The 11,029-nt window shown below is 59.9% G+C and carries 10 protein-coding genes; 5 read left to right on the top strand and 5 right to left on the bottom strand.

The features are described 5' to 3' along the window. The 5 genes from AC6RA8_RS17635 to AC6RA8_RS17615 form a co-directional block, all read right to left on the bottom strand. The coding region (locus tag AC6RA8_RS17635) for an FAD-binding protein (protein WP_500354437.1) at positions 1-104 on the bottom strand (104 nt) is incomplete at its 3' end. A gap of 144 nt (positions 105-248) precedes the next feature. Then, complete coding sequence (locus tag AC6RA8_RS17630; RefSeq protein ID WP_500354435.1) at positions 249-827, bottom strand: DUF924 family protein; 579 nt, start codon at positions 825-827, stop codon at positions 249-251. A 97-nt stretch (positions 828-924) separates the two neighbouring features. Continuing rightward, positions 925-2,196, bottom strand: coding sequence for an MFS transporter (locus tag AC6RA8_RS17625; protein WP_500354433.1), 1,272 nt, complete (start codon positions 2,194-2,196; stop codon positions 925-927). Between the two features lie 94 nt (positions 2,197-2,290). After that, positions 2,291-3,343, bottom strand: a complete 1,053-nt coding sequence (queA, locus tag AC6RA8_RS17620) for a tRNA preQ1(34) S-adenosylmethionine ribosyltransferase-isomerase QueA (protein ID WP_500354432.1) — start codon at positions 3,341-3,343, stop codon at positions 2,291-2,293. Between the two features lie 22 nt (positions 3,344-3,365). Next, the gene (locus AC6RA8_RS17615) at positions 3,366-6,785 is read right to left on the bottom strand and encodes a DUF3971 domain-containing protein (protein WP_500354430.1); all 3,420 of its coding nucleotides are present in this window, start codon (positions 6,783-6,785) and stop codon (positions 3,366-3,368) included. 72 nt (positions 6,786-6,857) lie between these two features. On the opposite strand from AC6RA8_RS17615, the gene bcp reads away from it, so the two are divergent. The 5 genes from bcp to AC6RA8_RS17590 all read left to right on the top strand — a co-directional run. After that, positions 6,858-7,319 carry a thioredoxin-dependent thiol peroxidase gene (gene bcp / locus AC6RA8_RS17610; RefSeq protein WP_500354428.1) on the top strand — a complete coding sequence of 154 codons (462 nt, stop codon included), beginning with the start codon at positions 6,858-6,860 and terminating at the stop codon, positions 7,317-7,319. 181 nt (positions 7,320-7,500) lie between these two features. After that, positions 7,501-8,058 carry a hypothetical protein gene (locus AC6RA8_RS17605; RefSeq protein WP_500354426.1) on the top strand — a complete coding sequence of 186 codons (558 nt, stop codon included), beginning with the start codon at positions 7,501-7,503 and terminating at the stop codon, positions 8,056-8,058. A gap of 248 nt (positions 8,059-8,306) precedes the next feature. Beyond that, positions 8,307-9,116, top strand: coding sequence for a ferritin-like domain-containing protein (locus AC6RA8_RS17600; RefSeq protein WP_500354424.1), 810 nt, complete (start codon positions 8,307-8,309; stop codon positions 9,114-9,116). Between the two features lie 177 nt (positions 9,117-9,293). Continuing rightward, positions 9,294-10,625 carry a DUF5930 domain-containing protein gene (locus tag AC6RA8_RS17595; RefSeq protein ID WP_500354422.1) on the top strand — a complete coding sequence of 444 codons (1,332 nt, stop codon included), beginning with the start codon at positions 9,294-9,296 and terminating at the stop codon, positions 10,623-10,625. Then, the coding region (locus AC6RA8_RS17590) for a bactofilin family protein (protein ID WP_500354420.1) at positions 10,615-11,029 on the top strand (415 nt) is incomplete at its 3' end. The genes AC6RA8_RS17595 and AC6RA8_RS17590, both read left to right, overlap by 11 nt.

Here is an 11,029-nt window from a genome sequence, read left to right as displayed (position 1 = left end):
TCGACCACGCAGGTGTTCAGACCCAGTTGGGCGGCACGAATGGCCGCCACATAGCCGCCAGGACCAGACCCGATCACCACCACATCAAAGGATTTCGCCGCCATTTCAATGTCCTCGCCAAACGCTGTGCCAAATTTAGTTTACCGTTAAACTATTTTCGAGCACTTCACAATGAAAGCATGGCGCGACAAAACGCCTGACGCAAGGGAAGCCTTGCGCCAGCCAATCATTTAAGCAGGAAAAGAGTGTCAGGCGGCCTTGTCGGCCTGCATTCCTTGCAGAACTGAACCGTAACCACCGGCGTCCAGATGTGCCTTTTCCGCCGCCGTCGTCGCCCGTCCCAGAACCGCGTTCCGGTGTGGGAAGCGACCAAACTCACGGATCACTTCGCGATGCGCACGAGCATGCAACAGGAACTCCGCATCCTCCATCCTCTCACAGATTAGGCGCACGGCCCGGTCCTGGTCACACAGGTTTTCTGAATGCTCAAGCGGCATGTAGAAGAACTGGCGTGCGGGCGGATCAATGCGCATGTCCCACCCTTTCGCAATCGCGGACTTGGCCGCAGCAAGGGCCGCCTTGTCCGTGGAAAAGGCCGCCGCATCATCGCGAAACATGTTGCGTGGGAACTGATCTGTTAGGATGATATACGCCAGCGCGCCCGACGGATATGTCAGCCAAAGTGCAAATTTGCCCTCTGTCGCCGCCTTCCACGCCTCACCAAAACGGTCGCGTATCTTTTGATCAAATGCAGCGTCAGATCTAAACCAATCCTCCGGCGTGCACTCATCTAACCAGAAACTCAATACTTCGTCCGGACCAACCATGGTTTGTCTCCCGCTTCCCATGCCCCGTACTTAAATCGTTGCACATGTTTTCCACAGACCCCAATCACGAAATACGACAGGTGCGACACATTGCGTGTTAAGATGCCGCTTGCGCGCCATCTTCTGCCTCCAAATCAGCCTCGATGGCGTATTCTTGCGCAATCTCCATAGCAACCGGCGTTGTGGTCGCTTGGGACATCACAACATACGAACCCGTCTCCTCGACGGGGACAGCCGCCCGCTGGGTTCTCCGGTACGCGGCATAGGCGACCAACGCGGCAAACAGCACCCCTGTGAACATGTAAAAGCCCGATGGCCCCACGGTCTCCATCAAGGCGCCAACAATCAGCGGACCAAACACAGCACCCAAACCATTGATAAAGACCAATCCGCCAGACGCGGCGGCCATATCGTCGTGATCCAGAAAGTCGTTCGTGTGTGCCAAAAGCAGGGAATAAAGCGGGTTTGACATGCCCCCCACCACAAAGGCCGACACCAAAAGCATCGCGAAATTACCGCCCAAGAGTAGGCCAAGAACCGAACCACCGCCACCGATGGCTGCAACGATCAGGATCAATGCTCGGCGATCCATCCGGTCGGAAATCCAGCCAATGGGATATTGCAGCAGCATCGCACCGACAAAGAAGGTCGAAACAAAGGCCGAGATTTGCGCCACGCTCAGCCCCGCCGCGGTTCCGTAAACCGCCGACATCCCGAATTGTGCGGCAAATACACCGCCCAACAGGAACATGCCGACACACCCCAACGGAGAGGTCCCGACAAGCGCCCTCAGTGACATTGGCTTCGTTGTCTCAAAGGCCGGCACCGGGCTGATCGACAGCAGGATTGGGGTAATCGCCAGCGAAACAAGCACCGACGGAATGACGAACAGGACAAAGCCAGACGGGTCGGCGGTCAGCAGCAAATACTGGCTCACCACGATGCCAAAAGTCTGCACGATCATGTATAGCGACAGGGCCTTGCCGCGGTTCGAATTGTCAGCCGCATCATTCAGCCAGCTTTCGGCTGTCACGTAGACCGCGGAAAAGCAGAAGCCGATGACAACGCGCCCAACGGTCCAGACCCACGGATCCGCAAAGGTCGGATACAGGATCATGACCGCCGAAATCAGCGATGCCAGTGCTGCAAAGACACGCACATGCCCGACGCGCTGGATCATCCTTGGGGCCAATCGGCTGCCCCCCAAAAAACCAAGGAAGTAAGCCGACATCACAATCGACATCTCAGCGGTCGAGAATCCTTCAATCTCTCCCCGGATACCCAGCAACGTGCCCTGCATCCCGTTGCCAACCATCAACAAGCACATGCCAAACAGCAGGGCCCAGGCACTGGTCAGAACTTGGAACATGATGCGGAACTCCTTGAAGAGGTGAGATCACCCTGCCCTGCATGTGCGGCTCGTGTCGCAGATATGTGCGACTATTGCGTGTCGGTTTCCGGTGTCACGTTTGCGGCAACAAAAGCGACGCGTCCCCGTAGGAAAAGAAACGGTATTCCGAATGAACGGCATGATCGTAAATGGCGCGAATGCGCTCGGGGCCCATCAGAGCCGAAACAAGCATCATCAGGGTTGATTTCGGCAGGTGAAAATTCGTCATCAGCCCATCCGCCACACCAAAGGTAAAACCCGGATAGATGAAAATGTCCGTGTCGCCCTCCCAAGGGGCGATGCCGCCATCCCGCGCCATCGTCTCGATCAACCGTAGCGCCGTGGTCCCAACGGGAATCACCCAATTGCCGCGCGCCTTGGCTGCCGCAATGTCCTGCGCGGCCTGCGCGGACACCTGCCCCCACTCCGCGTGCATCTTGTGTTTGGTCACGTCATCCACCTTGACCGGTAGGAACGTACCCGCCCCGACATGCAAGGTGACATGGGTTGTTTCGACTCCATGCGCCGCAAGCGCCTGCATCAGTGCATCGTCGAAATGCAGCGATGCCGTGGGGGCCGCCACAGCACCGCTGTGTTTGGCCCAAATTGTTTGGTAGTCGGTCTTGTCCTGTGCATCCGCCGGGCGCTTGGCGGCGATGTAGGGCGGCAGCGGCATTGCGCCTGCCTCGGCAAGCGCCGCGTCGAAATCCTCACCCGTCAGGTTGAAACGCAAATGCCCCTGCCCGTCGGCACTACCTTCGAGCGTGGCGGACAGATCATCGGAGAAACGGATCACCTCGCCCGGTTTGACCTTCTTCAACGGTTTGACCAGCGCCGACCATGTGCCGTCCGCGCGCGGCTCCAGCAAGGTGGCCTCGATCCGTGCTTCGGTCAGGCCTTGCGCACTTTCTCGTGCGCGGGTGCCGAACAGGCGCGCGGGGATGACGCGCGTGTCGTTCAGAACCAGCAAATCGCCGGGACGCAGCCACGAAACCAGGTCCGTGACGATCTGATCGTGAATCGCGTTCCCTTCGGCCACCAGCAGACGGGCAGACGACCGCGGCGACGCAGGACGGGTCGCAATTAGCGCTTCGGGCAGGTCAAAATTGAAATCATCCAGTTTCATGCGCGCCCACGTAGCGACGCAATCACCGTTCATCAATGCGTTTTTGCCGTTCTATCCGTCTTTGTTCAGCTCGGCTGGGTCCAGTGTGCTCAGGCACGAAGGCCTCTGGCACAACTGGCGCCACCTGCTCCCCCTCGACCCGGGGAACATCCGGCGCGGGGGCGCGGAAAATTTCGCGGAACACGCCCGGTGTCAGTGCCGATAGCGGATTGACCTGCACGCGCGGGTTCGCCGCCGGGCCACGCAAACGGTAGTTGAAGCCGATCAAACCCTCGCCGCGCCGCGGGGTAAAGATGCCGCCGATCCCGTTGATCAGAAACAGGGGTGAAATCACGCCCTGCATGTCCAGACGTCCCCCCGCCACATCGTAAACACCATCCATGGACAACCCCATCGACGGCCCCGTCGCGCTGGCCTGTGTCAGCGTCATCGTGGATGGGGTCAGACGGAAAGAGGCTTCGACATTCTGAAAGTGTATGCCGCTGCCACTCATCTGTTCCAACAAGCCGACAATGCTCAGCGCGTTCAGAAGGGCTGCAATCGCGGGCGCATCCTGTATCCGTGTTTCCTGGACATTCAGCGTGCCGTCAAATGCCGCATCCCCGACCGGCAAAAGGGTCAGGGACAAGGATCCGCCGCGCGCCTGTTTCAAGATACCGGCAGAGGCCGCCACACCGCCCGCATCTTCTGACGTGATGCGGATGGCGCTGCGCCCGTTCTGCGGCAACACCTGCCCTCGGATCGGCGTTCTGCCATTCACCCGAGCGCGAAACGCGCCATCCAACCCACGCGTCATGTTGAAGTCACCCGTCACGCCATTCAGCGCAATGGTGTCGGTGATCTGCAGCCGATCCAGGGTAAGGCTCAATGGCCCTCCGCCCTGTTGCCCGCCAGTGCCCGCCCCGGAGCCACCAAAATCCGCCGCGCGCAGGTCCAGCACGCCACCGCGCACCTCGACCGCCGGCGCAGCGCCTGAGCCGCGGCCCCAAAGATCGACAGGACCATTCATCCAGTTTCCGACCCGAACGCTGCTGAAACTCGCCCGCTCCAGCCCACCGCCCGGAATGAACGTGATGGCGCCTTCGGCCTGCAAGCCGGGCGCATCCAGCGCAATCCGATCCACGCGCGGCAACGGCCCAAGTTGCCCGGCAAGGGTCAATGACGCAGCAGCGGACGCCGGTTTCGACCACCCCAGCGGCGGCGAAGACAGGCGCACCCCGCGCAGGTTGGTTGACAAAGCAAAGGAGGGATCACCGTCGCCCACCGGTTGGTCAATGGTGATGTCACCGGTCCCTCGACCGCTCACCAACCCGGGCGGAAGGCCCAGTTCAAACGCATCAATCGTCCGCTCTGACAGCTCGATAGTGCCGGTAACCTGGCTCGGCTGCGGAGAACCCCGCCCCAAAGGTTGCGCCCAGCGCGCATCAAACGGCACCCCGTCCAACGTTCCGGGGCCTGACACCTCGACCCCGTCTTGCGACGCGATGACCCGCAATGTGTCAGCCGCCAGACGCCGCCCTTCGATCAGGGTCGTGCTCAACACATCCCGCGCCGTGGCCGTCGCATCATACTCAACGTCCTGCGGCTTCAGCCCCTTCTTCATGGCGAATGCCAGCGTGCCGGCGGCCTTCAAACGCCCATCCGCGAGGGTCGGAGACAACCCCGCACGCTCCATCACGCTCAGCGGGGGCAAATCCAACAGCGACAGGCCCGCCGTCACCGTCCCGTCTGTTTCCAACCGGACAACGGCAGGCACACCCTCGCGCGCACGTACATCGGGAATGATGAAAGACGACCCGCTGACATCAATACGGCCACCCTGCGGTGCGGGGACAAAACCCTGATCAACCGCAACCACGAAACGGCCATCCAGCAGGCTCGCGCTCCCCCGCGCCTGCTCGACCGGGGGCATCGTCTTGAGATAGCGCACCCGCGCGTCCTCGTAAGCAAACCCGGCATAGGCAATTGTCGGGCTGCCAGGCGCATCCCGCAGTGCCACATCAATGTCGCGCATGAACCCTTCTTGCAGGTTCTCCAGCACCCATTTGCGGGCCTTGGGGGCATAGCGATCCGGCCAGATCTCCAACAAGCGTTCAGGCATCATGCCCGCCACCTGCGCGTCCAGCTCATAGCTCCATCCATCCGGGGCAGCCAACAATGACCCCTGCGCAATCAGGTTTTGCCCATGGTCCTGAAACAAGGCCTGTCCGATATCCAGCTGAAAGGGATCAAGGCGCAAACGGAAATCCAGCTGTGCGGCCTGCATCTCGATCGGTTCGGGATACAGGTTATCGGGATTTGCACTTAACGATGTAGCACTAAACTGGCCGACAAGATCATCAAGACCACCCTGATCATCCAACCCCAAAACCGCCTGACCGTCGATCTGTGCCGTGATCCAAGCGCTTTCGACGGACAACTCGTTGAAGGTCAGAACGGTGTCACCGGGATCATAGCTGAAGTAACTGCGCGCCGACTGGAACGGCACCGGCCGTGTTGCGTCAGTGGGTTGAATAACACCCGCGCCAATATTCAGCGACACATTCAGCGGGGCCAGCGCACCATCCGCGCCCACGCCGCCACGCACGGCACCCGATATCGGGGCACGCACAACGTCAAGCCATTCAAAGGCCGGCGCAAGAACGGCAATATCTCCGGCATCGACATCGCTGACCAGAACGCCAAAGGTGGCCGATGACTGCCCCACCTGCCCCTCGTAATTGGCCTCCAGCGTCGCCACGCCCTCGCCGCCGCTCAGCAGGGCAAGGTCCGACGTAATGCGTACCGCCTCGCCGTTGCGCGACAGGCGCATACGACCCCCATCAACCGTCCACGCGCGGGAGGACCGCACATCCTCGACCCGCAGGGTCAGCGCCTGAATGTCGCCCGAGGTCAGGGCAGACAGGCCCGGCAAGGTCAGCAGTTCATCAACGCTCTCGATCAGCATGGCCAGGTTGGCTGCCCGCTGCGTGGGTCCGGTCAGGTCCAGACCGCCGGACAGAATGACCGATCCATCAATCTCGCGCCGCATACTGGCAAAGACACCGGACACGCTGATGTCCGTTGGGCGAAACTCCCCCTGCACCAGATCGGTTACGGACAATCCGATCCGCATTTCGGAAAAGCCCACAATCTCAACACCAGCAGAGTTCAAAACCTGAACATTGCTCATGCGGACCCGCGGCTTGCTGCTGTCCTCGACAACAAGGTCGAGCGCGTCAAAGCGCAGCGAAGCCGCGCCCAATGCTTCCCCGGCACGCACCTCGATCCGGTCGCGCAGCCAATCCGGTGCCGCAACCGGGCGCCCGATCAGAACATAAATGGCCGCGCCCAGAATGGTGGCAAAGAAAAGGCTGAAAAACAGGCTCCCCAGTCCAAGGCGACGCCACAGACTTTTTTGGCGCCGCGCGGGCGGCTCGGGGGTCGGGTCTTCACTGCTCATGTCTTTATTCTTGTCCGCCCAGCCCTATCATGCCAGTCACAACTTTCCCAAGTCTTATGAAAAGGCCGAAACATGCTCGATATCGCCTCCCCCGCCCCTGACTTCACCCTGCCTGACAGTGATGGAAATGATGTGACCTTGTCGGCGATGCAAGGCGGTCCAATCGTACTTTATTTCTACCCGCGCGATGACACGCCAGGCTGCACCAAGGAATCCATCGCCTTTTCCGAAAACCTGCCCGAGTTCGAAGCGGCAGGCGCCAAGATTTTTGGCATCTCCAAGGACAGCGTCGCCAGTCACGCAAAGTTCGCCAAGAAACGCGAGCTGACCGTCGGGCTTTTGTCGGACGAAAACGGCTCGGTCTGCGAGGACTATGGCGTTTGGAAGGAAAAGAACATGTACGGCAAGAAGTACATGGGCATCGAACGCACAACCTACCTGATCGACGCTGCCGGAAACGTCGCGATGACCTGGCCCAAGGTAAAAGTGCCGGGCCACGCCGAAGCGGTGCTGGCGGCGGTCAAGGCGCTTTGACGGTGTGACATCCGCCGGAGTGTTTCGACACTCCGGCTGGCAAACGCCGCTGACACAGAGAGGACGCACGTCGTTGCGTCACGCGTTGAGAGTGGTTGCTTTGCGGGACTTTGCTGCCGATTAGCAAAGCGGCTCGGATGTCCGCTTTTGCTCCGTTGGCAACGTCAGCTACGGTAGGGCTATGTCAGATTTCAAATCTCAAATTGCCCGCCATCGGGACAAGTTGAATGAACTCAACGAACGTATTCACTCAACTTTTAAAGACAGAGACCGCTCTGACGCTCATAGACGCAGGTGGGAAGATGCGTGCGCTGATTTTCATGGATTTCGATCAGAGATTGACGGCTACATGGACGAGATCATTGACGGCTACATGGACGAGATCAGTGTCAAAGGGCTATCGGACGACACACAGATTAGACAATTTGTCTTTGATTTTCTGTCTGTTGACCCGATCTACTTTCGGTCAGGCTACGAGAAAGAGAACCTACTGAAGTTGCTCAAACCTCTGGATTTGATTGATGAAGAGAAGGACGTTCTTCGTCAAACGATCCTTCGTCGCGTTCGCAACGGCGCGCTACGAGAGTTTCGGCGGTTTTGCCAACTTATCCCGAAGATTGAGAATGAAGCCTTTATTGCTGAACTTCGAAAAGACGCCAAATCCGCTGACGCTCAGATTCAACGACGAGCCGCATTTGCATTGGAGTATGTTGCCGAAAAGCCGTCTGCCAAAGCCTAAGAAGCCGACATTCGTGCCAGCCGCAGCATCAAGCAATTTGGGCTCTGACTTCGCATTCACCGCCTCCCCGTTGCTCCCGATCCCACTTGCAGCATCTGGTCAATCCGTGGATACCACCGCAGAGCTCGCGCAGCCGAAACTTCGCCAGCGCGTGATACATCCACACCAGAACCACTGGGACCGGAACAGATGCCAAGGCTGAAAAATATCGATACTGGAATGCGGGCAGCGCTGCTCGCTGTCTCACTATGATGCCGCTGGCGCAGATGGCCGACGCGGTGCTGCGCACGGCAGACGGCCGGGAAAAGACAGCCCTGTCCCGCCAGTTGGCCGCCGAATGGAAAGCCGCACGGGCCGACGGGCAAACACCCGACATCGGCACGGCTTCCCCGCCCACGCACCCTGCACGGCCATCAATGCCCGAACTGCTCAGCCCCCGTGACGTACCGCGCCGCCGCCCCGGCAGCCCCCAGGGGCGCATCGCGCTGCTGCACGCGGTGGCCCATATCGAACTCAACGCCGTCGACCTGCACTGGGACATCATCGCCCGCTTCACCCATGTGCCCATGCCCATGGGATTCTACGACGACTGGGTGAAGGCGGCGGACGAAGAATCCAAACACTTCAACCTGATGTGCGACTGCCTCGAAGAGCTGGGCAGCTATTATGGCGCTCTTCCCGCCCATGCGGGCATGTGGCGCGCCGCCGAAGACACGGCAGAGGATTTCATGGGGCGTCTGGCCGTAGTCCCCATGGTGCTCGAAGCCCGCGGTCTCGACGTGACACCGGGCATGATCGATATCTTCCGCACAGCGAAACTCGACAGTGCCGTTGCCGCCCTCGAAACCATCTATTCCGAAGAGGTGGCTCATGTCGCTTACGGCTCAAAATGGTTCCACTTCCTGTGCGGGCGCGACAACATCGACCCCAAGGAGGCGTTCCACAATCTGGTGCAACGCTACTTCCACAGCCCGCTCAAACCACCCTTCAACGAAGAGAAACGGGCAGAGGCCGGACTGCCCCCCGACTTCTACTGGCCGCTGGCGGTAACGGACTGATCCGTATGGATATCATGCGCGGTTTTCCGCCAATTTGATACATTTCAGCACCGGTTTTGCACAGAACGTAGTGTGAGACTTGCCGCCAAAGCGGTGTGACTTTATGCACAGGCGTTAGGGCGTCGTGTTTGGGGATATGAACGCCGTTGTGGGATGGGAACTAAAGGGACGAGCGTTTTGCGGACACGCCTCGGCATCAAGTGGCACGGACTTCTGGAAAAGTTTTTTCCCGAGCGTCGCGTCTTTCTCAAATCGGACAATGACACACGATTCATCCGGCTTCGCCCCGGCACACAACTGCTCGCTTTCGCGGGCAGTTCTTTTGTTGTGGCATGGGCCATCGTGGCAACGGCCATCCTGCTCATGGACAGCATCGGCTCCGGCAACTTCCGCGAACAGGCCAAACGTGACCAAACCACATACCAGGCCCGCCTGAACGATCTGGCCGGTCAACGTGACGCCCGCGCCGAAGAAGCGCTGGCCGCTCAAAACCGCTTCAACGCCGCCCTTCAACAGATCTCCGTCATGCAATCCGAACTTCTGACGTCCGAGACACGGCGCCGCGAACTGGAAACCGGGATCGAAGTCATCCAGGCGACACTGCGCGGCACCATGAAGGACCGCGAAACAGCACGCGAACAGCTGGCCACACTACAAGACCAGGTCGAGACCGGTGGCGCGGGCACGGCGCTGGCCGCAAATGGTGGTGGGGCACCCATGGATTTTGTGGCTGAGGCGCTGGCCAAAACGGCTGCGGAACGCGACAAGATCGAACAGGACGCGCAGGATGCGCTGCTTGCCGCCGACGAAATGGCAACCGAAATCGCGCTGATGCGCGAACAGAACGACCAGATTTTCCGCCAGTTGGAAGAAGCGATGACCGTCTCGGTCGCACCGCTGGACAAGATGTTCCGCTCCGCAGGCATGCCCACCGACCGGATCATCGAACAGGTCCGGCGCGGATACTCTGGCCAGGGCGGCCCTCTTACCCCCCTGTCCTTCTCGACCCGAGGCGAAGAGCCCAGCCCCGACACACTGCGCGCAAATCGCCTGCTGAACCAGATGGACACACTGAACCTCTACCGGATCGCTGCGCAAAAGGCGCCCTTCGCCACGCCGGTCAAAGATGCGTTCCGTTTCACCTCGGGCTTTGGCTTCCGCCGTGACCCGAAAACAGGCGGTCGGCGCATGCACAGGGGCGTGGATTTCGCCGCATCAGTCGGCACTCCGCTCTATGCCACGGCGGATGGTGTGGTGACCCACGCAGGCTGGCAATCGGGCTATGGCCGACTTGTCAAAATTCAACATGAATTCGGGATTGAGACCCGCTACGCGCACCTTTCAAAACTGCGTGTGAAAGTTGGTCAAAAGGTCTCGCGCGGGGATCGGATTGGTGATATGGGAGCATCTGGACGGGTGACCGGTGTGCACTTGCACTACGAAGTCCGCGTCGGCGGAAAAGCCGTTAACCCGATGATCTATATCAAGGCAGCCAACGATGTTTTCTAAGAGCAAAATCAACGATCCCGCACCCGGCAGCGATGCGGAGAAAAAAGCGGCACCGGCCGCCCCTGCCCCCGCAGCGCCCAAACAGCAAAGCGAATTCAAGGCCAGCGCGCCAAAGGCGAAACCACCCGCCTCGCTTCTGTCAGCCGACCTGCACATCACGGGCAACATGAAAACCACCGGCGACATCCAGGTCGAAGGCACAGTGGAAGGCGACATTCGCGCCCACCTGCTGACCATCGGTGAAAGCGCCACGATCAAGGGTGAAGTCGTCGCAGACGACGTCGTCATCAACGGCCGCATCGTCGGCCGCGTCCGTGGCCTGAAGGTACGCCTGACGTCGACCGCACGGGTCGAAGGCGACATCATCCACAAGACCATCGCCATCGAAAGCGGCGCCCATTTCG

It is taken from the genome of Tateyamaria sp. (assembly GCF_059783535.1).
Note: the sequence above shows the minus strand (reverse complement) of the source record. Positions and strands in the feature narration are given on the sequence as shown.

Coding starts and splice junctions, on each gene's coding strand:
- AC6RA8_RS17625 (WP_500354433.1), bottom strand. CDS start 2,196: ATGTTCCAAGTTCTGACCAGTGCCTGGGCCCTGCTGTTTGGCATGTGC.
- AC6RA8_RS17600 (WP_500354424.1), top strand. CDS start 8,307: ATGATGCCGCTGGCGCAGATGGCCGACGCGGTGCTGCGCACGGCAGAC.
- bcp (WP_500354428.1), top strand. CDS start 6,858: ATGCTCGATATCGCCTCCCCCGCCCCTGACTTCACCCTGCCTGACAGT.
- AC6RA8_RS17630 (WP_500354435.1), bottom strand. CDS start 827: ATGGTTGGTCCGGACGAAGTATTGAGTTTCTGGTTAGATGAGTGCACG.
- AC6RA8_RS17605 (WP_500354426.1), top strand. CDS start 7,501: ATGTCAGATTTCAAATCTCAAATTGCCCGCCATCGGGACAAGTTGAAT.
- queA (WP_500354432.1), bottom strand. CDS start 3,343: ATGAAACTGGATGATTTCAATTTTGACCTGCCCGAAGCGCTAATTGCG.
- AC6RA8_RS17615 (WP_500354430.1), bottom strand. CDS start 6,785: ATGAGCAGTGAAGACCCGACCCCCGAGCCGCCCGCGCGGCGCCAAAAA.